This window comes from Prosthecobacter sp., from assembly GCF_044227185.1.
GTDB lineage: Bacteria > Verrucomicrobiota > Verrucomicrobiia > Verrucomicrobiales > Verrucomicrobiaceae > Prosthecobacter.
The window spans coordinates 119,802-146,029 of record NZ_JBGAFO010000013.1 but is presented as its reverse complement, the minus strand read 5'-3'; the positions used below and the strand labels follow the sequence as shown (position 1 = coordinate 146,029).

The 26,228-nt window shown below is 59.7% G+C and carries 25 protein-coding genes; 22 read left to right on the top strand and 3 right to left on the bottom strand.

The genetic code is table 11. From position 1 onward, the window contains the following. Positions 1-98 precede the first annotated feature (98 nt). Positions 99-281 (top strand): hypothetical protein, encoded by a 183-nt coding sequence (locus tag ACILSQ_RS26170; protein ID WP_395746641.1) that lies wholly within the window; start codon positions 99-101, stop codon positions 279-281. A 534-nt stretch (positions 282-815) separates the two neighbouring features. Here ACILSQ_RS26170 and ACILSQ_RS26165 read toward each other — a convergent pair. From ACILSQ_RS26165 to ACILSQ_RS26155, 3 genes are all read right to left on the bottom strand, one after another. Next, complete coding sequence (locus ACILSQ_RS26165; RefSeq protein WP_395746640.1) at positions 816-2,315, bottom strand: ATP-binding protein; 1,500 nt, start codon at positions 2,313-2,315, stop codon at positions 816-818. 66 nt (positions 2,316-2,381) lie between these two features. Next, complete coding sequence (locus tag ACILSQ_RS26160) at positions 2,382-2,663, bottom strand: hypothetical protein (protein WP_395746639.1); 282 nt, start codon at positions 2,661-2,663, stop codon at positions 2,382-2,384. A gap of 188 nt (positions 2,664-2,851) precedes the next feature. Next, complete coding sequence (locus ACILSQ_RS26155; RefSeq protein ID WP_395746638.1) at positions 2,852-3,058, bottom strand: hypothetical protein; 207 nt, start codon at positions 3,056-3,058, stop codon at positions 2,852-2,854. A 201-nt stretch (positions 3,059-3,259) separates the two neighbouring features. On the opposite strand from ACILSQ_RS26155, the gene ACILSQ_RS26150 reads away from it, so the two are divergent. The 21 genes from ACILSQ_RS26150 to ACILSQ_RS26050 all read left to right on the top strand — a co-directional run bounded on the left by ACILSQ_RS26150 (position 3,260) and on the right by ACILSQ_RS26050 (position 26,001). After that, complete coding sequence (locus ACILSQ_RS26150) at positions 3,260-3,811, top strand: hypothetical protein (protein WP_395746637.1); 552 nt, start codon at positions 3,260-3,262, stop codon at positions 3,809-3,811. Between the two features lie 159 nt (positions 3,812-3,970). After that, a complete protein-coding gene (locus ACILSQ_RS26145) occupies positions 3,971-4,198 on the top strand; it encodes a hypothetical protein (RefSeq protein ID WP_395746636.1) in 228 nt (75 codons plus the stop codon). Next, on the top strand, positions 4,195-4,458 hold the full coding sequence (locus tag ACILSQ_RS26140; protein WP_395746635.1) for a hypothetical protein: 264 nt from the start codon (positions 4,195-4,197) through the stop codon (positions 4,456-4,458). Before ACILSQ_RS26145 ends, ACILSQ_RS26140 begins: the two co-directional genes overlap by 4 nt. A gap of 223 nt (positions 4,459-4,681) precedes the next feature. Next, positions 4,682-5,089: a hypothetical protein gene (locus ACILSQ_RS26135; RefSeq protein WP_395746634.1), complete on the top strand. Its 408-nt coding sequence runs from the start codon at positions 4,682-4,684 to the stop codon at positions 5,087-5,089. A 165-nt stretch (positions 5,090-5,254) separates the two neighbouring features. After that, complete coding sequence (locus tag ACILSQ_RS26130; protein WP_395746633.1) at positions 5,255-5,941, top strand: hypothetical protein; 687 nt, start codon at positions 5,255-5,257, stop codon at positions 5,939-5,941. A 197-nt stretch (positions 5,942-6,138) separates the two neighbouring features. Next, complete coding sequence (locus ACILSQ_RS26125) at positions 6,139-7,104, top strand: hypothetical protein (RefSeq protein WP_395746632.1); 966 nt, start codon at positions 6,139-6,141, stop codon at positions 7,102-7,104. Between the two features lie 349 nt (positions 7,105-7,453). After that, the gene (locus tag ACILSQ_RS26120) at positions 7,454-8,095 is read left to right on the top strand and encodes a hypothetical protein (protein WP_395746631.1); all 642 of its coding nucleotides are present in this window, start codon (positions 7,454-7,456) and stop codon (positions 8,093-8,095) included. A gap of 93 nt (positions 8,096-8,188) precedes the next feature. After that, positions 8,189-9,037, top strand: coding sequence for a hypothetical protein (locus tag ACILSQ_RS26115; RefSeq protein ID WP_395746630.1), 849 nt, complete (start codon positions 8,189-8,191; stop codon positions 9,035-9,037). Between the two features lie 720 nt (positions 9,038-9,757). Next, entirely contained in the window at positions 9,758-10,372 is a 615-nt protein-coding gene (locus ACILSQ_RS26110; protein ID WP_395746629.1) for a hypothetical protein, read from the top strand. Positions 10,373-10,923: 551 nt separating this feature from the next. Further along, positions 10,924-11,121, top strand: coding sequence for a hypothetical protein (locus ACILSQ_RS26105; RefSeq protein ID WP_395746628.1), 198 nt, complete (start codon positions 10,924-10,926; stop codon positions 11,119-11,121). A 35-nt stretch (positions 11,122-11,156) separates the two neighbouring features. After that, the gene (locus tag ACILSQ_RS26100; RefSeq protein WP_395746627.1) at positions 11,157-11,867 is read left to right on the top strand and encodes a hypothetical protein; all 711 of its coding nucleotides are present in this window, start codon (positions 11,157-11,159) and stop codon (positions 11,865-11,867) included. 539 nt (positions 11,868-12,406) lie between these two features. After that, positions 12,407-13,048 carry a DUF6088 family protein gene (locus ACILSQ_RS26095; RefSeq protein ID WP_395746626.1) on the top strand — a complete coding sequence of 214 codons (642 nt, stop codon included), beginning with the start codon at positions 12,407-12,409 and terminating at the stop codon, positions 13,046-13,048. Beyond that, positions 13,045-14,085 (top strand): nucleotidyl transferase AbiEii/AbiGii toxin family protein, encoded by a 1,041-nt coding sequence (locus ACILSQ_RS26090; RefSeq protein ID WP_395746625.1) that lies wholly within the window; start codon positions 13,045-13,047, stop codon positions 14,083-14,085. Before ACILSQ_RS26095 ends, ACILSQ_RS26090 begins: the two co-directional genes overlap by 4 nt. 64 nt (positions 14,086-14,149) lie before the next feature. Continuing rightward, a complete protein-coding gene (locus ACILSQ_RS26085; RefSeq protein WP_395746624.1) occupies positions 14,150-14,701 on the top strand; it encodes a hypothetical protein in 552 nt (183 codons plus the stop codon). 358 nt (positions 14,702-15,059) lie between these two features. Further along, the gene (locus ACILSQ_RS26080) at positions 15,060-15,215 is read left to right on the top strand and encodes a hypothetical protein (protein WP_395746623.1); all 156 of its coding nucleotides are present in this window, start codon (positions 15,060-15,062) and stop codon (positions 15,213-15,215) included. A gap of 606 nt (positions 15,216-15,821) precedes the next feature. Then, complete coding sequence (locus tag ACILSQ_RS26075; protein WP_395746622.1) at positions 15,822-16,637, top strand: hypothetical protein; 816 nt, start codon at positions 15,822-15,824, stop codon at positions 16,635-16,637. Between the two features lie 732 nt (positions 16,638-17,369). After that, a complete protein-coding gene (locus ACILSQ_RS26070) occupies positions 17,370-20,675 on the top strand; it encodes a helicase-related protein (RefSeq protein ID WP_395746621.1) in 3,306 nt (1,101 codons plus the stop codon). 31 nt (positions 20,676-20,706) lie between these two features. Then, on the top strand, positions 20,707-20,979 hold the full coding sequence (locus ACILSQ_RS26065; protein ID WP_395746620.1) for a hypothetical protein: 273 nt from the start codon (positions 20,707-20,709) through the stop codon (positions 20,977-20,979). A gap of 15 nt (positions 20,980-20,994) precedes the next feature. Next, positions 20,995-21,390 (top strand): type II toxin-antitoxin system VapC family toxin, encoded by a 396-nt coding sequence (locus ACILSQ_RS26060; protein WP_395746619.1) that lies wholly within the window; start codon positions 20,995-20,997, stop codon positions 21,388-21,390. A gap of 15 nt (positions 21,391-21,405) precedes the next feature. Then, positions 21,406-25,368: an Eco57I restriction-modification methylase domain-containing protein gene (locus ACILSQ_RS26055; RefSeq protein ID WP_395746618.1), complete on the top strand. Its 3,963-nt coding sequence runs from the start codon at positions 21,406-21,408 to the stop codon at positions 25,366-25,368. Positions 25,369-25,470: 102 nt separating this feature from the next. After that, entirely contained in the window at positions 25,471-26,001 is a 531-nt protein-coding gene (locus ACILSQ_RS26050; protein ID WP_395746617.1) for a hypothetical protein, read from the top strand. Positions 26,002-26,228: the final 227 nt, after the last annotated feature.

The following is a 26,228-nucleotide window of genomic DNA, read 5'->3' as shown; positions in this document are numbered from 1 at the left end:
CTCGTCAGGGATTTGGCCTGAAGCTGGGCCTTCCTCTCAGAGACAGGTGGGTGGCGCCAGGCGCCCGGCACGTCCGGCTTAAGCTCGAAGGCCTCTCCATGCCTCTGGAGGTCGGCCTGCGCGGAGGTTTCTGGAACAAGTGCGCGGAGTTCATGCACCCGGAGATCTATGGCTGGATCGCAGGCCAGGGCTTGTCGATTCCATGGCCACACGGCAAGCCCTATCGATTTGAGATGCTCCGGCTCAACGGCACATTGTTTGAGGTGCGGTGCCTGAAATAATCTTTCGGGCTTCTGAAGAAGACGCCGGTTAGAATCTCACCACTGCTCCGTCACGGCCATCGATACAGAGATGTCTTTAGATTTTGAACACGCGTTCAAAAGAGTCTTTATCACTGGATGCTCGGGCCGGAGAAAGGAGGGTCTCCGCATTTATGCTCCTCGGGGGGCCGAAGGTTGGGGGGAGAGTCTCATCCAGTGGAAGCATCGATAGGGTGCAAATGCTAAAAATGGGAGTCATCCCAAATCTTCGTCAGGCAGCTTTACCGAGGATTCTTCTTTGGAGTACGATCACACGCCGACGTACAAAAGGAGGCAACCCAAGGGCGCTCTCTTAGGTCATAAAGTCCTTCCCCAGAATGGCCGCATGGGTTGACAATCCACTCCCTCACTCTGTCGTAATAATGAATAAACAGAGGTGAAACAGTCGGAGACGCGACACGATGTCGCGATTATTGTCGCAATATCCAGTTTCACGCCCATCAGACACAATAATCGCGACATCATGTCGCGATTATTGTCGCAATAGAAACCTTGTCACGACATGCCGTCGCGACGGACCACGTATTTGGTGGCCGGTCCTGCGCCGATGCGCTGGAGCAGACCGAGCTGTACAAAATGCTTCAGATGACGCTGGGCAGTACGAGCCACGGCTCCCAGCGCATGGGAATATTCGGCCTGAGTGGTGCTGACGCGGGATGCCAGAAACTCCCAGCCTTTGAGCTCTTCATCCGAAAGCTCCGCCAGGACCGCCCCCGGGAGGCTTCTCACCGCGCTGCCGCCAGAACGATACAGCGTAAGCACCAGGTAAGGGGCTTCCCAGGTGAAGGCGGGAAGAGGCAGGCCGGCCTGGACGGCCCGCGTCTGCATGGACTTCAGCCCCAGTCCCCGCTCCTCGGCCAGCTCCATTTTAGAGAAGACAGCATGCAGGCGTGGATTTCGGCTGATCATCGGCGCCGTGAAAGATTGGAGCTGCGCCAGGGTGATGGGCTCGACGGGGGCGCCGGGACTTTTAATGACAACCGCATCCGGCGTGACGAGGAGCTGGCATTTGGCCCCTTTGATCCCGTAGTCCCGATGAACGAGCGCGTTTACCACGCCTTCGCGGATGAGTTCAAAGAGCACTTTGTTTGCCACCTCACGCCGTGGCTGGCTGCGGTCAATGGGGTTTGGCAGCTTGTCCTGCAGCCATTGAAACAACTGCCCGGGAATGAGAACCATGGGACCGTCAAAGTCTCGCAGCTCCTCCTGGCCATTGTCATAGTGGATCGTGGCAAGCAAGCCTGCCTCAGGAATGGAGTCTCGGGGGTGGCTGCCAAAGAGCAGCACGCCAAAGCCAGTCGGATGAAAACCTCCCTGAGAGGTGGACTCCAGCAATCCCTGCCGGCATAGCCGCTGGTGGAAGACATCTGACTCGTGCTCTCCGAGGCCTATAAACTTTTGATAACGGAGCAACGCTTCCGCAGAGAGCCCCGTGAGCATCACATTGGCCGCGGGTTTCTCGTGCTCTGAAAGGAAAATGTCTTCACGGGCAGGGTGTTGCTCGGCAGCACGCTCTGCCAAGTCCAGGAAAGCGGCGTTTTCGCCCTGAATGATCTCCTGCAGGTCACGGTCAAACATGTGCACCGTGACTCCATGCTGCTCCAGGAATTTGAAACCGTGGCCTGCCACTTTGGGGTGGGGATCTTGAATGCCAACATAAACCTCCTTGATCCGCGCATTCACAATCCGCTCCGCGCAGGAGAGCTTCGGATGGCTGCGTGCACCGGGTGCACAAGGCTCCAGTGTGGCAAACAGGATGGAACCATCGAGACGGCTGCTTCTATTTTTGCGCTCCAGCACGGTAAACTCAGCGTGATCTCCATAGCGCAGTTCACCACGGGCTGCGGCATCAATGGTGCCGTCAGGCTTCCACAGCACCGCTCCTACCTTTGGCGAAACAGCCCCATCAGTCCGAGGCTCGTTTACAGACTGCCTCATCACTTCAACAGCGAGTTCCATCAGCTTTCTGGGGTCAAAGGACGGTGAGGATGACATGACGCAAATAGCTGAATACTGAGCGCGGATTATCTGACTCTCAACTGCACGCGAGTTCTTTCCCCCTCATAGCATCCGCCAGTCCACCTTCGCCGCCTGCGCCGCGTTCATCCCCTGCTTCTTCAGCACGCGGCCCAGCAGGCGGGCGTCCAGTTCATCCTGCTGCACCGGCGTCAGCTCCGCCCACTGTTTGGTCACGCCGTGGCCGGAGCGGCAGAGGCAGTCGTAGCGGGCCAGGGCTTCCACCAGCGCCGTGGCGCTGGCGTAGCCTAATTCCTTGGATCTGAGTTCCAAAGCATCCGCCAGAGAATGACTGAGCCGAAAGGTTTTAGTGCGGGAGGCGGCCATAGGAGTTATTCACACAGGGTTGTAATACAGGCGGCGGGTTGCGTCATCAGATTTTAATCGCTATTTTGTTCACGTGAACAGCAACTCCACAGAAACGAACAGCAGCGGCCACAGCCAGCGCCAGCGCCACACCCGCCTGCAGAGCCACACCGTGGCTCCGCGCGGCCAGTCCGGCGGCGCGCCTGCTCCTACTTCTTCCGCCCCGGTTTTGCCGCCTTGCGGGCCTTCCTGGGGCTTTGTTTGACCTCCGCCAGGGCTGCATCATACAGGGCGCGCAGAAAGTCCGCCTTGTTGGTGTAGCCCTTCTCGGCCGCCAGCCGCGCCAGGGCTTCGTCCTTTTCGGCGCTGATGTAGGCACCGGCGAGCTTGGTTCCACTTTGTCGTTGGTTGGGCATGGTGATGAAAGTTTGAAATATAAATACGAAAAAAACAGGCGGGGGAGCCCCCGGTGATTAACACCCACAATCACCCCTGCCATAATTAAAGCAACAGATTTGTTTTGACGGTGATTACCACCATGGCACATTGGGTGATTATCACCCGCAGCAGCCGGCTGCAGAAGCAGCAGCACCCGCAAAAAAGCATCCGCAGCACCCATGAAACTCGCAGGAGCCTACATCCATGAAGACACCTACCAGCGCCTCGTCGCCCTGGCCGTGTCAAACAACCGCACCCTCGCCGGCCAGTGCCGGCACCTCTTTGACCGCGCGCTGCAGGGAGACCTCCCCGTGCCCCCGGGCCCCGCCGCCGCCTCCTCTGCCACCGCCGCGCACGCGCACGCGCATGCACGCGCCCCGCAGCAGGAGCATGCACAGGAGCATGCACAGGAGCATGCACAGGCGCAGGCACAGAAAGAGAGCCAGCCGCCGGCGGCAGGAGCGCTCAGAACTTCGGCGCTGCCGGGATGCAGCGCCGTGGGAAAGGTGGGAGCGCCAGGGGCGGCCATGACGCCGCCCCTGGCGCAATCCCCCGCGCCCACATCACGCCCCATAGCCCGCAGAAAGCCCTGCACCTCCAGCGTCCCCGTCAAAAGCAGCCCCTGCACCGCCTGCCGTTCCTCCACCGCCCCCGGCTGCCCGCAGCCTCATCCCACCCCCGGAACCCCAGTCGTCCCCTGCGCCCCCACCCCGCAAAGCCCCCAACCCTGAACCGAGAACCGAGAACCGAGAACCGAGAACCGAGAACCGAGAACCGAGAACCGAGAACCGAGAACCGAGAACAGAGAACAGAGAACAGAAAAACAAGCCCCCAGCCAGCCCCCCACGCCCTTTCGTCCTACAAACAACCACAATCCACCACAAACCAGCATGAAACAGCCCCTCTCCGAACTTCTGCGCAAAGCCGCGCAGTCCCTGCCCCCGCAGCGGCCCGGGCGCTTTCGCCCGCTGCTCCCGCTCTTCCTGGCCATGGCGGAAAAAGGCCACACCCCCGGCAGCATGGCGGACTTCCTCGTGGCCGAGCGCGAGATCCGCCCCGCGGAGCGCCGCGCCGCGGCCCGCAGCATTCAGAACCTCGTCGCCCGCCACAGCTCATGATCAGCGCCGCCGCCTGCCTCCTCATCCTCCTGCTCGCCGTTGGCCTCCTCGCACTCGGCTGGCGCGCCTGGCAGAACCACCTCGAAATCACCCGCCTGCGGCGCGGCGGCGGCCACCGCAGAGTCAGAGTCCCCTTCCGCCGCCACCACCGCGGCGCCGTGGACCCAGACCTCCTCCGCGGCCTCGCCGAGCTCTGCCTCCTCATCCTCCTCCTCTCCGCCCTCTGCGGCTGGCTCGCCCTCCACCTCCCCTCCCCCTGACCCCGTTTCCACGAATACCACATCCTGGTAGAACACCCACGTCACAGCACCCTCCCCCTTTCCAAAACAGGCGCCCCCACACCGTGCGCACCGCTCCACCACGCCCTCAAACCTCAAACCTCAAACCTCAAACCGAGAACCGAGAACCGAGAACCGAGAACCGAGAACCGAGAACCGAGAACCGAGAACAGCGAACAGAGAACAGCGAACCGAGAACCACCCCATGAAAACCCACGACATCGACGTCCTCCTCCACGTCCTCAAGCCCGACGGCCACGGCAGCAATCCCCTGGCCACCGAGCTGCACCGCCTGGCCTGCGCCCTGCAGGAGCAGACGGACAAGGTGCACGCCGCCCTCGACACCGTGCGCCACCCCCAGTTCAAAGGAGACATCGCCGGCGAGCTCGCCCCCTGGCCCGGCCACTTCCCCCTCGAGCTCGACCACACCGAAGACAGCCTCAATGACATCTTCGTGCGCGGAGAATCCGTCAGCGAGCACCTCGCCGCCGGCCTCTGGGAGGAGGCCGAGGCCTACGTGCAGGAGCGCTTCGGCGCCGAGCTCCCCGAAGGCACCCGCCGCCGCATCGCTCGCATGGACGCCGCCGACCTCCGCTCCGCCCGCGCCGCTTAGCGCGTCCATCCACTGGTATTTTATACCATATCCAACTGCCCGGTGCAGTACGTTTCCTCGGCACCCCGGTTCCACGTAGAACACGCCCACCTCACAGCCCGCCAAATCCAGCATCCAGCATCCAGCATCCAGCATCCAGCATCCAGCATCCAGCCCCACCCGCCCATGATCACCCTCACCGACGTTCTCCATGACCTCGTCCGCCGCGGGCTCACGCTCCGGGTGGATCCCCGCGGCAACCTCTTCATCTACGATCCCCAGCGCCCACCCCACCCCCCCGCCGCAAAGCCTCCCGCGGCAACACCACCCCAGGCTCCTCCCACCCCTCCATCGCCGCCGGTGGACGTCATGGAGCTGCGCCACGCCGCCGCACTCGCCGCCCGCTGCCACCGCGCCTCCTCCGCCTCCTCCGCCTCCTCCTCGCCGCCGCCATCACCACCAGAACATGGTATCTCACTCCGGCAAGGGCAAGAACAACGGCAGCCCCCACCCCCGCAATCACAGCACCCACCGCCGCAGGCACAACAGGTACCGCGACCGCCACCGCCACCACAACAACAACCGCAGCAGCAGCAGCAGCGCGAGTCACCACCCGGCCCGCCCTGGCGCGGCATCACCTGGCAGGACGTCCCCGGCCACGATGAAGCCACGCAAAAGCTCAACTTCGCCCTCCTCAAGCGCGGCATGCTCCGCGGCCACAAATCCTGCTCCCGCCTCGAAGGCCCCGCCCTCAGGCAAAAGCTCCAGGACCTCAGCGACCGCAACCGCCACAACAGCCGCCTGCAAAAGCCCCGCCCCCGCCGCAGCCGCCCCCCGCGCAACCCCCAAAACCCCGCCCCCCCGTCCCCATGAGCCCTTGATTCTTTTCACCACCCATTCCCCCCGCTCCGTCCCCATCCCCGTCCCCCTGCCTGGCCGTGGGTGCAGCCGCGCCCACAGCCCGTGCCCCGCCCCCGTCCACGGCCCGCCTCACCATGCCCAGGCCCCGCCGAATCTGCCTACTGCCTACTGATTACTGCCCACCACATCCCACCATCCCCTACCACCTCATGAAACCACCCCACCCGCCCTCCGGAGGAGGCGCTACGCCGCCCGTGCGCGACGCCCCCGCCTTCGACTTCTTCCCCGAGCGCTGGCTCGTCGGCGTCGCCGCCATGAGCGATGCCGAGCAGCTCTCCTACCTCCGCCTCCTCTGCCACCAGTGGCTCCTCGGAGACACCGGCCTCCCTGCGGACCTCCCAGCCCTGAAGCGCCTCGCCGGCAAAGGCGTCACCGAAACCGTCCTCGCAAAACTCCCCCAGGGTGAGGACGGGAAGCGCCGCAACCAGCGGCTGGAGGTGATACGGGCGGAGCAGCGGGAGAGGATCGCGCGGGCGGCTGAAAAGGGGCGCAAGATGGCGGCTGGAAGATGGGCGGACAAGTCCTCCACAAGCCATGCACAAGCATCTGCCATGCACGCTGCAAGCACGGCACAAGCATCTGCCATGCAGACGGCAAGCAGGGCGCAGGCTTTGCATGATGAATGCCCACCACCCACCACCCACCGCTCACCGCCCACCCCGGCACCAGAGGACGCAAACAACGCGAGCACAGGCGCAGGCGCGCGCAAGGCCGCAGAGCCTGCCGCAGCTCCCGCTGCCGAGGATCACGCCGCGGCCCTAGCAGCAGCAGAGGTTAAGGCCGCAAAAAACTCCGCTGCATCAAAAACTGCCTGCACAGAGACGCCGAGCCTGCCCATGGTCCAGGCGTGGGCAAAGGTGATCGGCTGCCCGCCGGACAAGGCGGAGATCTGGTGGCACGAGCACGAGGCGCGGCCGCTTTCCCTGCTGGGCCGCTGGACCGATCGCGATGGGAATGCGGTGATGCGCCCGCAGCATGCGCTCGCAGCGTGGTGGCAGAAGTGGCGGGCGAATGATCACCAGCGCGCGACGCGGCTGCACGGGCCCTCTTCAGCCCATGCTCATGCGGCGCCGGTGCGGAGTGATCCTGCAAACGCGCCGGGGAGATATGGGTGAGGGGGGCATTCATGATGGATGATTGATGATTTACGATCTTTCCAAACTGTGGCGGGGCGGCTTCGGCAGTGGGCCTGCAGGGTCTGCAACACGGCCCCTCCCGCAAACGAACACCCCGCGGCACTCCGCCGCATCCACGGCGTGTTTTGTCCTACCGCCTTTAGGCGGAATCAGCGCTCACACGAGCGCGTCACGCCCTCGCACACTCTCACCGACACCGCACGCCAGCGCCACGCGCACCTCAGCCGCCTCAAGTCGGCCCCCCCCCTGCGGCGCCGGGCATGCGCAGTCAGCCATACAGCCCCCGGCTTTCCACTTCCCACTTTAAACCTGTAACTCTGCTCCAACGATGCAAACCCCCGCCCACCTCCTGCGCCATGATCGCGCGCTCGCAGCCCCTGATGCACCGCCAGAAATCCAAATCCACCCGCACGTAGCGGAGTGGCCCTGGCGGTTTGAGGTGTATCATCCGGGCTTGAGCGCCGTGCTGCCGGCCGTGCAGGCATTTTGCAGCGCGGTGATCCGGCGCGAGCCACCGAAGCGCTGGCTGTCCCTGCTGGGACCTTCGGGCGTGGGCAAGACGCATGTGCTGAAGCAGGCACTCGCCTGCCTGCAAAGCGCCGCCACCCGCGGCCTGTGGAAGATCCCCACCCCCACCGGCCAGCGCAGCCCCCAGCTCGCCCACCTCATCCCCACCCTCGATCTCACCGACTACCGCGCCCCTCAGGACTACGCCCGCTACGACCTCATCTACATCGAAGACATCGGCAGCGGCGCCGCGCTCGATCACCGCGGCGCCGGCGCCGTCACCCGCAGCCGCATCGCCGAACTCCTCCAGCTCCGCTCCCAACGCTGGACCCTCCTCGACGCCAACCTCTACCGCCGCGAAATCGAAAGGCAGCTCGACGGCCGCATCGCCTCCCGCCTCAAACGCGACGGCAGTTGGATGGTGGAGGTGCCGCAGGAGGTCGGGGATTTTTGGGATCGGTGATGTGAAAAGGGCAAAACAATCAACGCTTTTCGACTCGCGAAAAATCATATATTTGTTTTTGACACTCATGACCGTCTCACATATGACTCCTGCATGAGTGATGACACCATGCACGAAGGTGGGCCAGGAGAGGACTGCCCCCAGCCTCTCAACCTCTCCACTACCCCACCACCAACCGCGCCCCACTCGTCTCCAGAGGCTTCTCCAAAGCCGGAAGCCGCCGACGAGCCAGCTAAAACGGCAAATGGTAAGAAGGAATCAACCATCGAGCTTCCTATGTTTGATTTGGAAGAAATCGTTCGAGTGATTTCCAAGATTCATGCTGACGGCTTGGAAATGGCCAAGGTAGATGATGTGGCGCGGGCATTCGGCTATAAAACCTCGAGTTCTACACCTTTTTACCGGCGACTTGTAGCGGGCAGGCACTTTGGCCTTATCGTCTCGAACGGCGCTGATTTGACGGTTCGAGCCAGGGACATCCTTCAGCCAACGCAGGAGGGAAGCAAGGAGGAGGCACTGGCTCAGGCAGCGTTGAGCCATCAGTATTATGCTCAATGGGTAAGCCGGTTGTCGGGCAGACGGCTCAATTTGGAATTGGTCACAAATGACATTGAACGAGAGTACGGTCTAACAAAGCCATGCGCCAAGCGCTGCGCAGAGGTGTTGGCAGACTCACTCCGCTTCGCAGGATTGATGCTTCCAGACGGAATCGTGCGCGCATCCTCACTTCCAGCAAATCCCGCTAGGTCAAGCAGCAGCAGCAGCGAGCCCGGGCCAGTGGAAGCGGACGATCCCGAAACTCAGACTCATACATTGTTTCTTGATCGCCATAAACAGCGAAAATTCGTCATGACAGCTCCAATCTCAGTATCCCAAGCTGAACTGCAACGAATCTGCAAGTGGCTTGAGGTCAGCATGATTGTTGATGACGTCGCTGGGTGAAAATAATCGCAGCGATGCTTTGAGACTTTACCACAACCGCATCGTGAATTGCTCACCAAGGCACAATCAGAGCTCCAACATCAAGCCCCCCCCCCCCTAAACCACATCACCTCCATGAAATTACCCAGACAGCGAGGATGAAGACGAGTCACCTCCCCTCGCAGTAAACAAAAAGGCCCGACCCCTGGTACAAACAGGGGCCGGACCGGTACTCGAACTGAAACCAAGTCCCCATGTCCGCTGATGCGGGGCAGAGTAGCAAAGTCACAATCCCAAGGTGTACGGAATTGTACCTTTTAGCGTACTCATGTCAATGGCCGTCTTTAGGGCGGGCATCAGCGCCACCTTTTTATAAGGCCATGAAGCAACCTCTGTTGTTCCCGTTGCCTCCCAGACCGGGGAAAAGGCTCATCTTCCGTCCTTGGATCACTTGCCCAAAAACGGGCAGGCGCATCTATCCGACACGCGGCCGAGTCTTTCCTCTCTGGGTGGAGGAGTAAATCCGTGAGGGCGAACACCCTCGTTTAATCCTCCAGCCAAGTGGCAAGAAACCGGTCTAGGAATCGGAAAATCGGCTTCCGTGAAGCAGGTCTGGTCAACCAGGCACAAGTGTGCCTGGTTGATTCAGGCTTGGGTCAAGGGGCTACACGTTCACCAAGAAATTTTGCACGCCGTGCAAATAGGCCTCAGCCTTATTTATCAAAATTTGCCGCACAAACGATGAAACGATACCCAGCTAGAAAATCCTGCTCCAAAAAGCCTCCGTCGATCACGGACAAAGAACGCTTTGACTACGCCTGGAAGCACTTCGCCCTCATTGCCGATCAGCGTATCAAAACCTTCAATTTTTACATCATTGTGCTGCTTGCCGCCTTTGGAGGAACCATCAGCAACTTGGTACGAAGTGACCTCCCCAGGCACGACTTCTGCCTCATTGGTTTTGCGCACATCTGCGCGGCCGTCATTTTCTGGGCCATTGACAGCCGCAGTTGTCGGATGCTCCAAGTTGCGGTGGATGCCCTTACGGAGATCGAATCATCCCCAGCTTTTGAAGGCAAAATCAAGCTCATGCTGGAAGATCGCAAGCGCAATAAACATGGCCTCTGGCATCTTCTCTCCTATCGGGTGGCCTTCAAAGCAACATTCGTGCTTCAACTCATTTTTGGCTTCGCTCTGGCTTTGAACCCTTCTGCTTTTTCAAGCGCTCTAAAAAGTCCACCGAGTCCGCAACTACCAGTCCAACTACACACAGCCCCAGTCCAACCAGCAGAAAAACAAAAAGGGTGTTCATATGAGTTCAATTTGAAAGGTTCGGATCACACATTCATTTTCTGATGTGTTAGCTATGATTGGGATTCAAAGTCAATTGGTCCAGCCAAAAAACGTGTCTCCTCTGATTTTGGGTGCGCCTTCTTGCTCCCGAACCACGTCGGGCAGGATTTGCACGGCGTGCAAACTGCCCCGGCACCCGCTCTGTAAAATCGCAGCGTGGTGACTGAGATCCGATAGAAAACACATTCTTCTTATTACCAATGATTTATGCCATAGATGGGAGAAAAAGAATTGGGCATTTTTCGCTGAAAATTGCAACTAGTTGCAATTTCTTGAGTGACATCTCGATGCGCCAGTCTCACAGGATTTTAAAGCGCTTAAACATCTCAGAATGTGTGACTTTAATAAAGAGAATCACATTTTGACTGGACTGAAATTAAATAGAGTCAATAAATTTTTTCGGAAATAAAGTGGACTTTTAGTTGCAGGAAGACTAATAAATGAAAATTCCCTTCTTTGTTGTGTCAACACAACGGCGGTATATATTTTTTATAACGGCTGTTGTTTTCGCATAGCGGAGAGGATTCACACTTTATATCCGCCTACCCTATCCCATGAGTTACGTAACCCAAACAGACATTGGCACTGATGTCGTTCTGGAAAGACTCGACGAGCCACAAGACAGCTCTGTCTTGTTTGATGTGCCCAATCCTGAATCAGACATCGACACCGATGTCACCAACGAGGATTGTGAACGCGTGTTCAAAGCGAACCTCAAGAGACTGACCGAGATGGCTTCCGCCATTCGATAACTCTTTACACCCCACTTTTACGCGCTTGTTAAGTTATGGGGTTGTTTAGCGCTCAAAAGGGGTATCAAAAAGAAGATTACCAAATCGCATTAGAGGCCAGCAAGCGAATCGCTGCTTGGTGGAATGTGGATCACCATGAACTTTACGGATTCAAACTGGTGGTATCTGCGCACGATTTGAACGACAGCTGTAGTACGGCTTCGAGACTCTTTGACGAAACCCCCTTTTACTTTGCCAGACCTCCCGGCCCTTTTAAACGGGTAGCTGCGTTTCTCGTGACTGGCTGCCTGAATCCCTTCTTTGGTTTCAAGCCTCTGGGTAAGCCAGCCTCACGACGTGAGGCACTACCTACCACAGACCACGAAAAACGTGTCTGGCACGTGCGATTTTTACTGCTGGCACTGCCTGAGCTTTTTGAGCAGTTGAAATTCAAAGTCAATGGCCAGTGGGAAAAAGTTTGCTGGGAGGGGTTTCCATCTCCGCACTTCCAACTGGAGTTCATGAACTGGCTGAAGTGGTTGGATCGGCTCAGTAAAAATCATGTCTCCAAGGATGTGGATTGGGATGATTTTCAAAAAAAGCGCTTTGCGCGCATGGTCATGGCAACCGCTCTGTCTTTAGAGGCATCGTCCTATACGAGTTCTAAAACTCCCTGCGGCGTACAAGGGAAGATCGCAGGCTGCATGAGTAAACTAACCCCGCAGCAACGTGAGGATCTGGACTTTGTCTGGCTGCCTGGCAATTGAGTCGCTGTACTCCCAGCAGCGACCTTACAAAAAACGGCGGCCTTCTGCGCCCCCCCTTGCTATGCAGTTCTCTCAGTAGAGATCTAAGGCTTAAAGGGCCTCCTGGGTCAGAAGTTGGCGCACATGGTTCCAGTCCACCATCACCCCGCTGAGCGGCCGAAAGCGGCGAGTGCGCGTAATTCCGACTGTCCTGCAGACGCCGGATCATCTCCTGGGTGACCGGGCCCTGCTGCTGCAACATCTGCGGCCGCCCTTCGGAGAAGCTCCGGCGAAGCTCCTCGTAAGGCATGAGCGTTTTGGTGGTTTGGGCTCCGGCGGCATGGGGTGATTGCAATGCTATTGGCAAATTGCTCTCCGGGGGATAATCCGCAAGTTAGAGAAGCGGTGTTTTGCCAAGGGACATGCGAGGAATCGCTCATACGTGAGGCTGATCAAAAGAGGATGTGGGCTGGCGGCACCCAGTCAAATATTGGACATTGACAACTGAGTGCATTCAAAGAAAACTTCTGTCAGAAATTTAGGTGGTTATTTCTGACAAAATGACTCAAAAAATTAAAATGCAAAGCATTGATTCAAAGATGATTAGGAGGATACGTGCGACGAGGAGTGCTCGGGCATTTTCTCCGATGCATTTTCTTGATCTGGGATCGCGGGCGGCGGTGGACACGGCTTTGTCCAGGCTGACGAAGGCGGGGAAATTGAGGCGGGTGGCGCGCGGGCTGTATGATCTGCCGCGCAGCCATCCGTGGTTTGGAAAATTAACGCCGAAGGCGGAGGATGCGGCGGTGGCGGTGGCGAGGCGTGAGGGCATCAAGCTGCGGCCGACGGGGGCTGCGGCGGCGAATTTGCTGGGACTGTCTGAACAGGTGCCCGGCAAGATCATTTATGAAACGGACGGGAGGTCACGGAAGCTGCGGATCGCCGGACAGGAGGTGGAGCTGCGGCATCGCTCAGCGCGGCAGATGTCAATGTCGGAACGGCCGACGGGAATGATCGTCTCAGCTTTTCGTGTGCTGGGGAAGGAGCACATCAGCACGGATCAACTGGCAAAAATCCGGCGTAAACTTTCTGCGGCTGACCGGCGTGTGCTGCTGAAGGAACTGCCGCTGGCGCCGGCGTGGATGCACCCGGTGCTGCGGCGCCTGGCAGCAGATGCAGCGGGAGGCAAAACGAAGCCATGAACCGGGTGGCCACGGCGGATGCCGCCATGCGCGCGGCGGCCTTTGCCGAAGCGGCAGCACGGCGGCGCATGCCTGCGGCGATCATCGAAAAAGATTTCTGGGTGTGCTGGCTGCTGGGGCTTTTGTTTGACGGCGCGCAGAATGGCAGCCGTTTTGTTTTTAAAGGCGGGACGGCGCTGTCAAAGGTGTTTCGTGTCATCAATCGTTTCTCCGAAGATATCGACCTGTCGCTGGATCCTGCGGTGCTCGGCATCCGGGATGCGGAGGTGGAGGCTTTGAGCGGGCGCAAGAAGACGGATGACTTCATGAAGAGGGTGGAGGCACTGTGCGGCGCGTGGGTGCGTGATGAGCTGATGCCGGAACTCAATGAGGCCGTCGTGGGCATTCTGGGTGAACGCGCGGGCCATGAAGCGTGGCTGGAATATGAGGAGGATGCGGACAGCAGATCGCCCGTGCTCTATTTTCGCTACCCCTGTGACTTTCCAGACGACATCCCTTACATCAGACGGGCGGTGAAGCTGGAATTTGGATCGCTGACGGACCAACGCCCCACAGGACGACACAGAGTGCAGCCATGGATGGCGGAGACGATGACGGGAGAGATGCGGGAGATGGGCTGCGACGTGGTGGCGCTGAATGTGGAGCGCGCCTTTTGGGAGAAGGCGACGATCCTGCACGCGGAGCATCATCGCGATCCTTCGAAAGCGATGCCGGCGCGCTATTCCCGCCATTACGCGGACCTGGCCGAGCTGGCGCGATCGGCGTACATGGAGGATGCGGTGGCAAACACGGCGCCGCGGCAGCGTGTGGTGGACTGGAAAAACCGGTTCTTTGCGCGGGCAGCGGCGCGTTACGATCTGGCGCGGCCGGGGACGTTCCGGCTGATCCCGCCGGAGCACCGAATGGCGGAGCTGGAAAGAGATTTCGCCGCCATGCAGGAGATGTTCATGGGAGATGCTCCAAATCTGCCGGCTATTTTGGAGACGCTGCATGCTTTGGAAGAGCGGATCAATGCCGAGGCTGCCGCGATGGGGTGAGGCACGGACACGGTGCTGCCGGACCCACACCAGTTCCTCTACGCCTATGTGCGGAAAGAGGCCCGTGCTTTCCTCCCAGATCGAGGGGACACAGTCCTCCCTTTCAGATCTGGTGCTGTTTGAGGCTCATGGCGCCCCTGGCGTGCCGGTGGACGAGGGCGTGATGCAGCAGCCCATGCTCTACCTCAGCCTGTATTTCAAGCACCACCGCCAGCGCCACTATGACCTGCTGCAGCAGGTGCGCATGACTGGCGTGTGGGAGGAATGGCTGGAGTCTTTCCCGACAGGCGTGGCGCAGACGGCAGACCTCGCCGTGAGCACCGCCAAACGGCTGCTGCAGCTCTTTCGCGAGGACCGGGAAAGACTCTCCGTGCTGGGAAAAGGGGCGGGCTCCGTCCTGCGCATTCATGAGCAGTTGCAAAGCAGCCCCATTCTCTCCGCCGCACCGGCCGCAGAAACCACCGGCCTCTCTCCGATGACGGCTGGAGCCACGCTGCAAAGACTGCAGGCCACAGGGCTCGTCCGGGAGGTCACTGGCGGCAGATACGGCCGGCTGTATTCATACGACGCGTATCTTTCGATCCTGAGCGAAGGCACGGAGCCGATCCGGGGGTAAAGCCGCACGTCCGCGAAATTCCAGCCGCTCATGCAGGTGGTGCCCACGCTGGGGCTCAGCGTCAAAAACGTCAGCTATCACTCGCGGCGGCTGCAGAGGCTCGTGGCCACCCTCTCCCCGCGCAGTGCGGATGACTTTGCGGCGCTGCGCGAACGCCTCAGCATGATGCTGTGGCGGACGGTACACGCAACCCTCCCGCCGCCCACGCCTTCGCACCCCGGCGGCGACACGGAGGCAGTGAACCCGGATGCTAAGGTGCCGCCTCCCATGCTGCCCATCCGGATCAAATCGCTCGCCCAGATCGCACGCCTGTATGACCTCCGCGCGCAGACGCCCACCGCCCTCATCCCCACCCACGATGCGCGCCCCCTGGACCATGCTCGACGCCAACCTCCACCGCCGCGAGATCGAAAAACAGCTCGCCCGCCGCATCCCCTCCCCCCTCAAGCGCGACGGCAGTTGGATGATCGAGATCCCCCAGGAAGTCCCAGACTACAGGGATCGCCACCCATAGCACCCCGCCCGCCCCGCCAGCACCAGCATCATAGCACCCCCTGGTATCCCCTACCACACCCCCAACCGAGAACCGAGAACCGAGAACCGAGAACCGAGAACCGAGAACAAAACAAAAAGCAAAAAAACAAAAAAATAAACCACTTGCAAAACCACCCCAAAATCCCAATCCCGTACCCATAGAAAAAAGCAAAACAGCCCCAGCAAAGCAAAGCAGAGCAAACACAAACACAGGCACAAACCGCAGCAGCAGCAGCACAGGCACAAACACAAGCCGCAAAAAATAAGCCAGCCAGCCAGCCAGCAAACAGCCCGCCCACCAAATCCCCCATCACCCACCCCAGAATACCACAACCTACCATCCTACCGCATCCAGCCCGCCCTTCGTAGCTTCAGCGAAGAACGGGCATCCAGCCCGCCCACCGCGCCCACTCCCGCGCCAGCGTCCCCGGACTGCGGCGCTTCAGCGCCGCTTTCGAGCCACCCCAAGCCCCCCCACCCCTCAAACCAAGAACCAAGAACCAAGAACCAAGAACCAAGAACCAAGAACCAAGAACCAAGAACCAAGAACAGAGAACCAAGAACCGAGAACAGAGAACAAATCACCATGTCCCCTCTCGAACACAACCTCACGCCCCTCCCCCCCGGCGCCCGCGGCCACATCCTCCGCCGCCGCGTCCTCGGCATGTATTTGCGGCAGCAGGTGTTCGACCTCCACGTCCGCCATGGCCAGCCCCTCCACCAGGTCGCCCGCACCCTGCAGATCAGCCCCCGCGCCGTCTCCAACCACTGGCGCCGCCTCCAGGACCAGATCAATCAAAACGCCCCCCAGACCCCCGCCGACTACACCGCCCTGCGCGAGCGCATCGCCTCCATGCTCTGGGCCACCGTCGAGGGCACCCTCCCCGCCCCCACCATCCCCCCGCCCCCCATCATCGACCTCCCCCCCCCCACCCCACCCACCGACACCCCACCCACCGACACACCGCCCACTGACACACTGACCACTGACGCCCCGCCCACCCACACACCGCCTGGGCTCCGTAGCTTAAGCGAAGGAGGCCCCACACCCCCGCAACTTGAAACTTCAAACCTCAAACTTCAAACCATCCCCCCATCCGGCATCCAGCATCCAGCCCGCCCTTCGGAGCTTCAGCGAAGAACGGGCATCCAGGATCCCGCAGCCAGCCCCCAGAACCCCGCCCTCATCGCCCTCCGCCTCAAAGCCCTCGATCAGATCAGCCGCCTCTACGCCATCGGCGATCAAATCCCCCACGCCGTCCCCACCACCCCGCCCCAATACGCCACCCCCCAGGAAATCGCCGCCGCCGCCCGCCAGCGCATGCTCGAATGGCGCCACGAACCCGCCGCCCAAGCCGCCGACCACCCCCTCCCCATCTCGTCCACCACCACCTCCTCCTAATCGTCCTCGTCCTCCTACTCGAACTCGTCCTCGATCACTGCGCCCCCGCCAACACCTCCGCTCACGCCTCCAAAAAATCACTCCTCCTCTTCCTCAGCTTGCCCTGCGACGCGCCCTTCGTAGCTCACAGAGCGAAGAAGGTAGCTTTAGCGAAGAATGGGTCCCCCTACCTTGGCCTACGAAGCTTCAGCGAAGGAGGCTCCTCCTCTTCCTCCCTTTTTCCCGGAGCACCAGCAGCAGAGCCCGGAGCATCATCATCAGCCCACAAGAGACCTCAGCCAGTAAGCACCCCTCCGGCAGAAGTACGATGGACACTCCTGTCCGTCGACCCGCGCCCCCGCAACCCCCATCCCCACCCCAAAGCCCCTCGTCCCCCAACCTTGGCCTACGAAGCCTCAGCGAAGGAGGCTCAAACTCGTCCTCGTCCTCCTACTCGAACTCGTCCTCGATCCTTCTCCACCCGCAAAGCCTCCTCGCCCCCTCCGGTCTCGGTATTGCAGTCCCGGGTTCACTTTGCGGCTTCGCAACAGCCGCCTCCCGCTTCGGTCCCCATACGTAGTTCGGGGTTCGCTCCGCGGCTTCGCAGCAGCCCGTTCCGGATTTCGCCCTCTCCTTGGCGACAAGTGTGCAAAACCACCACCCCTCGGCGCAAGTGCTTGCCATCAGATTCCTTCCCGGCTTTGATGTATCCGCCGCACAAAGAGCTTTTGAAAAGCGGCAGCCGCCCGCCCAATGTCCACCAAGTTTTTCACCAACTCAGGAAACAACACCCTGCTCAACAAGTTCGCGGGCATTTTCGGGCACAATCCTGACATTGAGCGCTTCGATGCCCTCATCGGCTATCTTCGTTCCTCCGGTTATTTCGCCATCCGCCCTCACCTCGAAAACGTGCCTCAAATCCGGCTCCTCGTCGGCATCAATGTGGATGAAATCATGGAGCAGTACCACCAGAAAGGGCGGCTGTTCCTCGCAGATGCCGGACGCGCCATGCGCGAATTTCGCGAAGGCCTTTCATCAGACATCGCCTCCGCCCGCTATTCTCCGGAGGTAGAGGCAGGCATTCGCCAGTTTGCCGAGGATGTCGCATCCAAAAAGATCGAGATCCGCGCTCACCCCACCAAGCGCCTCCACGCCAAAATTTATTTGTTCATCCCCAAGGGATTCAATGAGCACAAGGCAGGCGCTGTCATCACCGGCTCTTCCAATCTCACCGGCGCAGGCCTCGGTGTCGAAGAGCTCGGCAGCAATTACGAGTTCAACGTCCTCTCCCACGATTTCGCCGATGTGAAATTCGCGTCAGAGGAATTTGAAAAGCTCTGGACCGAAGGCGTGCATGTTCTCCCCAAGGTTGTTGCTGACATCACTCAGAAGAGCCATCTCCGCGACGACCTTTCCCCCTTCGATATCTACATCAAGCTCCTCACCGAGTTCTTCGGTCCGGCCATTGAGTATGACCCAAACAGTGAGACGGACCTCCCCGATGGCTTCATGCGCCTCGCCTACCAGATGGATGCAGTGAAGCAGGGCTTCCTCATGCTGCAAAAGCACCACGGCTTTTTCCTGGCGGATGTCGTCGGTCTTGGGAAGACCATCATCGCCGTGCTCATTGCCAAAAAATTCTTCTATCACAATGGCTTCCCCGCCCATCTGTCTCGCGTACTCGTCGTCGCCCCGCCAGCCCTGCTGGATGGCTGGCAGCGCACGCTGGACAAGTTCGACATGCAGTTCGTCGAGCTTCACAGCAGCGGCAGCTTGCACAAGATCCGCCAGCCCGACCGCTTCGACCTCGTCATCGTCGATGAAGCCCACAAGTTTCGCAATGACACCGCAGACGCCTACGATGAGCTTCAGCGCATCTGCAAGACGCCGACGCGCCGCCGATTGAAAGACAATCTGCTGGCGCGCAAAAAGGTCATTCTGGTTTCGGCTACGCCGCTGAACAACCGTCCGATGGACATCCGCAATCTCATCGGCCTGTTTCAGGACTTGAAGGATTCCACGCTGGAGACCAGCAACCTGCAGCACTTTTTCGCGCGCCGACAAAAGGAGTATGAGCAGGCCCTGCGCCTGCCTACACCCGAAGCGGCACGAGTCGAGGTCGCACGCATCTACGAGGAGATTCGCACCAAGGTCGTCACAGAAATCACTATCCGCCGCACGCGCACGGACCTGCTGGAGCATGAGCTCTATGCCAAGGATCTCGAAGCCCAGGAAATCAAATTCCCCAAGGTTCTCCCTCCCCACAAACTCCTCTACGTCCTCTCTCCCTCCACCGATCTCCTTTACGATCGCACTCTGGACTGCCTCAGCCGGGCGCTCTCCTACAATCGCTATCGCGCCATCGGTCATCTGGTGCCGGAAAAGAAGCTCAAATATCAAAACGCCGACCGCATCTCCGCCCAGCTGGCGCGCATCATGAAGGTGCTCCTGCTAAAGCGGCTGGACAGCAGCTTCCACGCCTTCACACAGTCCCTCGTCCGGTTCAAGCAGGCCACCTGGGCCATGGTCTCCATGTTCCAGAAGGGCAAGATCTTCATCGCTCCCAGCCTGAATGTCTCCGAATACATCGTTGAAGAGCGCGAGGACGAGCTGGAGGCCAAAATTCTGGAGCTTCAGGAGTCAGACCCCACGCTGGAAATCTGCACCACCGAGGATTTCGATCCCACCTTCCTCCCTGGCTTGAAGAAAGACCTCGAAATCCTCACCGAACTCGTCGCCTCTTGGCAGCAGGTGCACGAAGACCCAAAGCTGGATGAATTCCTGCGCCAGTTGAAAGGTGATCTCCTCTCTCCGGACATCAATCACGCCGCAAAGCTCAAGGCGGGCTCGCCACGCCTCGTCGTCTTCTCAGAGTCGAAGGAGACCACCCACTACCTCAAGCACCAGCTCACCAAGCGCGGCTTCGACAGCATCCTCACCATCGACTCTGCCTCGCGCAAAGACCGCATGCCCATGGTTCGGGCCAATTTTGATGCCAATGTCCCGCCAGACGAGCAGGCCGACGATTACCAGATCATCATCTCCACCGAGGTGCTTGCGGAAGGTGTCAATCTCCACCGCGCCAATGTCATTGTGAATTATGACACCCCGTGGAATTCCACCCGCCTCATGCAGCGCATCGGCCGTGTGAACCGCATCGGCAGCACCTCGGACCGCGTTCATATCTACAATTTCTTCCCCACCGCCCAGGTGGATGCAGACATCGAGCTCAAGAAAAAAGCCATCGTCAAGCTCCAGGCATTCCACTCCGCCCTCGGGGAGGACAGCCAGATCTACTCCACCGATGAGGAAGTGGATAACTTCGGCCTCTTTGATGCCGCCGAAATCCAGGAGGAACGGGACGAAAGCCTGGCCTACCTCATGGAGCTCCGCGCTTTCAAAAAGAACAACCCCGACCGCTTCCGCGAGATTCGCAATCTCCCCCTGCGCGCCCGTGTCGGGCGCAAGGACCGCCATCGGGAGGGTGCTACGCTCACTTACATTCGCAATCATCGCCGGGATGCTTTCTACTACTGCCCGGCAGAAGGAGAGCTGGAAGAGCTCAGCTTTGTGGAGGCCGCCCGCATTTTCAAAGCCGTGTCCGGAGAGAAGGCCGTGCCGTTGCACGCTCAGCACCATGCCCATGTAAATGCGGGCATCGCCCAGTTTCGGGAGACTCTGCATCAGGAGGCCGCCATCGGCCAGGTGGTGGACCACCAGATGGGGCCCAATGAATCCAAGGCCCTGCGCTTTCTCGCCGTCTTCATCAATCACCCCACCCTCGCCGCAGAGGAGGAAAAGTTCATCATGCGCGCCGCGCAGACGGCTATCAAGCGCGCCACCTTCGCCCGCCTCCAGCGTGACCTCAATGCCCTGGAAAAGGCCCACAAAAAGGCGCCCCTGCAGGCCTCCGTGCTGCTGGACAAAACCCTCGAAATCCTCCAGCGCTACCCCTTGCAGGAAAGCGCGGACCAGAAAGTGGAGGACGCCCGCGGCGGCCTCTCCACCGCCGAGTTGGCCCCGGCCATCATCCTCTCCGAGTCCTTCGCAGCCCATTGACGGCATTTCACCTACCCGCTAGACTCTGTTCATGGGCATCAAGCAGATCACTCTCCCAGATTTCCTCTCCCACGCGGCAGAGGAGCTCCAGGCCGTGGAGCAAAACCACACCCTGATCGAGCTCATGCGGGATGGCCGCATCGTGGCCTACCTTTCCCCCGCCTCCCGTCCCACCGGAAACACCGGCACCCTGGCAGATTGGGCAGGCACTGGAGCAGGCTACACCCTGGCAGAGGGCTGCAGCTTGGAAGACCCCGCCTTCTCACCGGAAGAGTGGGAGGAGTTTCCAGAGACCCACGCCTAGCCTGCAGCACTGCCCATGCTCTACTTGCTCGATACCAACGCCTGGCTTCGCTGGTTCCACCAACCCCATGAACTGAGCACCTCAGTGCGGCAGTTGCTCAATGCTCAGCAGTCCGTCGGCCTCTCGCCCATGAGCATCGTGGAAGTCGCTCAGAAGCACCACAAGGGAAGGCTTCATCTAAACCTCCCGCTGGATGTCTGGGTGACTGCCTCCATGCCGCAGGGGCGTGTGAAGCTTCTCCCCATCACCACCGCCGTGGCCCTGCGTGCCTACACCTGGCCGGACGACTTTCATGGAGATCCCGCAGACCGCCTCATCGCTGCCACCGCAGCAGTATATGGACTGACTCTCGTCACCTCAGATGACAAGCTTCTCACTCGTGCCGATCTCAAAACTCTCTCCACCCGCTGATCCATGCCTCCATCCATGTCCCTCCAGCCGCTGCTGCGGCAGCCTTACGTTCGGGACACCTATCGCACCATCCTTGAGGACATCCTCCCCAGCGGCACGCTGCAAATTTTACAGTCCCCTCAGGTCATTATCGCCACCTGCGACTTCGTCACAGGCACCCACCAGATCGGCAGCATTGAGCTTCCTGATGGCAGCACCATCGCCCTGTTAGAAGTTCAGGTCGCGGACCAGATCAAACTGGCCCGCAACCGCGTGGCCCTGCGCAACTTCGTCGCGCGTTTCATCGATGAAGCCAGCACCACCGCCGTGCTCGCCGTCTTTCACCAGCCCGGCCAGCCGGACTGGCGTCTCACCTATGCCTGCAAGCGCAGCCAGATGGATGACGACACGCTGGAAATCACCAGCACCCAGACCGCCCCGCGCCGTTACACCTTCCTCCTCGGGCAGAATGAACCCTGCAAAACCGCCGCAGGCCGTCTGGCGGAGCTGCGGGAAAAAGGGCCCCAGCTCACACTGGAGGACATTGAAAAAGCCTTCTCCGTCGAGCGGCTCAACAAGGACTTCTTCAAGCAGTACAAGGAGCACTACGAAAAATTCGTCTCCCACCTCCTCTCCCCGGAGAAGGCCAAGGCCACCCGCGCCGCCTTCGGCATCGCCACACACAAGGACAAGGCGGAGCAGGACAAGGCAGACAAGCCCGTGCGCGACTTTGTGAAGCGCCTGCTAGGCCGCCTCGTCTTCCTGCACTTCCTGCAGAAGAAAGGCTGGATGGGCTGCAAGGCCGGCGGCAAATCCTGGACCGGTGGAGACGCCGATTTCCTCGCCAGCTACTTCGCCCTCGCAGCATCCAAAAAACAGGCAGACCAGTTCCATTCCCGCTGGCTCATCCCGCTCTTCTTTGAGGCCCTGAACCAGCCCGACCGCGCCGGCGATGTTTTCCCGCCCACGGGTACCCGCATCCCTTATCTCAACGGCGGCCTGTTCGAGACCGACCCAGCCCCGCTGCACGCACTGGACTTTCCCGCCCATCTCTTCAGCACCCTGCTCGAATTCTTCGGCCAGTACCACTTCACCATCGATGAAAACGACCCCGAGGATCACGAGGTCGGCATCGACCCCGAAATGCTCGGACACATCTTTGAAAACCTCCTGGAGGACAACAAAGACAAAGGCGCCTACTACACGCCCAAGGCCATCGTCGCCTACATGGCCCGCCAGAGCCTGCTGCATTACCTCCAGACCCATCTGGGAGAAAACGCAGAACTCTCCGTGCTTCTCAATGAAAAGGACTTCACCCGCCTGGAGAAAAACGGCTTCGTGCACCAGCACGCCAAGCGCATCGCCGAGCTGCTGGACGCCGTCAAAATCTGCGACCCCGCCATCGGCTCCGGCGCCTTCCCCATCGGCCTGCTGCAGGAGATTCTTTGGACCCGCCTCGCGCTCAATCTCGAACTGAACACCCCCGAGGAACGCGCCAAGCTCAAACGCCGTATCATCCAGAACAGCATCCACGGCGTCGATCTCGATCCCGGTGCCGTCGAAATTGCCCGCCTCCGCTTCTGGCTCGCCCTCGTGGTGGACGAAGACCAGCCCCGCCCCCTGCCCAACCTCGACTACAAGATCCACCGCGCAGACTCGCTCATTGAGTACATTCGCGGAGAGCCCGTGCATCTGGGCAAAGTCAACGCTGCCGATAAACGCACCCATGGAGCCATCCAGTCACTTATCGCCGCCAAGGCCGCCCTCTTCACCGCGCAGAAACTGCCCGAAAAACGTGCAGCCCGCTTTGCTCTTTATCGCGCCCTCGCCGAGGTGGCCATGGCAGAGTTTACCTGGCTGCGCAATGAAATGGGATTGATCGCAGGCGATGCCGAACGTGCTGCCCAGTTGGATAACGGCCTCAAAGAGTTCAGTCACCGGCTGGAACTCATCAACAACGCCGCCAAACTGAAAGCTGAGCACCAAGACCGCAGACTCGATGAACTGCGTGCGTGGTTCGATGATGATCAGAAACCGACCTTCCTCTGGCAGCTTCATTTTGGTGAAGTTTTCGCCAATGGTGGATTTGATATTGTTATAGCAAATCCACCATATGGAGCCACCCTTTCTCCGGAACAAAGTTCCCAGATCAATCATAGGTATGAAGTAGCGAGCGGAAGTCCCGAAACCTTTGCGGTTTTCCTAGAACTAGCAACGATACTGTGCCGTGAAAAGGGCCACCTATGTTTTATAGTACCCACAGGCTGGTATTCTGCCCCAAAATCTTCGGCTCTTCGCCGTCACCTTGCGGCACACTCTGATCCGACTTTTATTGTCCTCCTCCCCTACGACGTGTTTGAGGATGCCTGGGTCGATACAACTATTTTTGGAGCATTCAAGCGTCCCACTTCCTTGTCGTGGCCTCGCTCTGTCAAATGCTCAGTAGAAATTAAACGATTTCCGCGCAAACAAAAAAGGGTCTCCCTTTCAGAGTTCTTTCAAGAGACTTGGACTTCCGATTTTATAAGCTGGTTCTCCAATAACAGTGATGAATATCTCCCGAACGCATCCCCCATCGGTCTCAACGCAGTAAAGCGCATGCGTCAAATAGGCAAAAACCTTTCCGATTTTGCCGATATCCAGCGCGGCGTAACTCCGTTTCATCTCTCTAAACAGCCTCCGCCTAAGAATTCTCGGCGCGCATTCAATGGCGAGTTAAGACGTTATCGATACAACGTTGGAGAAGATTCTTTTATCCAATATGACAACACATTGGCAGAGTATAAACCCGAGAAATATTTTGTAGGTCATCGAATTCTTCTTCGTGAGCTTATTAGCCGACAGTTACGGCTTCAAGCTTGCTTAGTCGAAACAGATTTTATTACGAATAAGTCGATGCAGAGCATTCTTGTATCGGGCACAAAACATGAAGCATGGTTTACATTAAGCATTTTAAATTCGGCAGCTTTGTCTTGGTACTTTCTTGCAATCTCAAATGTAGCCAATCGGGATGACTTTCCAAAAATCGTCCTCAAGGAGACGCGCCAACTGCCTATCCCACCTGCGAAGGCCACCGACAAAGCACGCCTGAGCCAACTTGCCGAAGCCTGCGCAGCGGCAGCTCAGCGTGGGGATGATGAGACGCTGGCGGTGCTTGAGGCGGAGATCGACGAGATAGTTTACCGCTTGTTTGACCTGACGGAGGAAGAGATCGCCCTCATCGAATCAGCCCTGGCACCGACACGAGGCGGGGCACCGGCCCGCAAGCGTTCTCGAGCCAACACGCCAGCAGCGACCGCCTATGAACTCCCGCCGCCGTCTGCCGAGACTCTTGTGCAGGAAACTCCGCCTGCGCCGCCGCCGGCCTCGGCTCCCGCCTGGCTGCCCGGCGAACTCTTCAACGTGGAGGGAGAGCTGCCCGTCGCAAAAAAAGCCCGGGCAGCCCCTGAGGCTGCCATCCCAACCAAACCCGCGGGCAGGCTGCGCAGCCCCGAAGGGAACGCCCGCACCACTCCGGAGGAACCCAAGGCCGCGACCAGCGTGCCCGTGGACGAAACGGAACGCGCCGACGTGCTGGCCGTGATCCGCGAGGTCTTCAGCTCTGGCGGAGAGCGCGACCGTGAAACGGCGCGGCGGGAGATCGCCCAAAAGCTGGGCTATGAGCGCGTGGGCAGCCGCATCCGCGAGGTGCTGGATCGGGACATCCGCACCGCCGTGCGGCGCGGCATTTTGCAGAACGAAGGCGGCCAGCTCTCTCTGCACTGCCGCAGCATCGACGACTATGACCGCACTTTCCTGAAGGAGCTCTTCCTCGCCGCCATCAACCAAAACGGCAAGGTCTGGCTGGAGCGCTATGAGGCCATCCGCCTCTTCTCCCGCTGGCTCGGCTTCCGCCGTACCGGCCACCTCATCAACGAACAAGCCCGCTCCCTCATCAACGGCCTCCTCCGTGATGGGAGCCTCGAAAAAGACGGCCAGGACTGGATACGACGCACTTAAACAACCATGCACTTTCCAAACGATTCCCTGAGCCCGGCCAAACGCGTGGTGATTCCCATGCAGGTGCACAAAGGCGTGCTCGTGCCGTTTCACAACATGGCCATGCCACAGCTCAAGGATGGCTCCGTCGTGGATCTTGTGTGTGAGGACAGTCAGTTGGTAGACGGTGATCTCGCAGCCCGCCTCAACACCGTTGAGACCGTGTTGTTCTTGAAAAAAGGGACCACCCTTTTTGCCCACATGCGACAGGACGGCCCCGTACATCGGGAAATCCTGCGGAGGCAGCAGGTCAGCCTCGAAGTGCCAATGGACCATGCCACCTTCTTCGCGCCGTTTACGCTTCAGGAAGATCTCATGCTCGAGCTTCGCGGCACACGCAAGCCCGCCCTCTGTGACTGCGAGTGCGACCTTGGTGCAGGTGAACCGGAAGACACGCGCCCAGGCAGCGTCAACCAGGCCTACACGCGCCTCTCCGAAAAGCACGAAACCAGCCGCCGCTCTCACACCGGCAATGTCTTCGAGAAAGTCCTTTACATGGGTGAAGACGGCATCGTCAGGCCATTGGCCACGCTTCGCGACGAGAAGTTTGCCGCCTTCATCGAAAAGCTTTTTCTTTCTCCCCAAGGGACTTGATCGGCATACCAGCGGCTCAAACGAGCTCGCTTGAAAATGCGCGTTTCTAAGAAACCACTTGCGCTTCCAAATCACGGCCCAAGCACATATCACCCGTCGGCCTGACGCGGTGCGGAACTCGGAAGGCAGGGCATAGCATAGCGCAGCATAGCAGCGTGCAGCAGCGCACAGCACAGCACAGCAGCCCCGAGCCCACCAGCGCCCAGGACCGCACAGCAGCACATCAC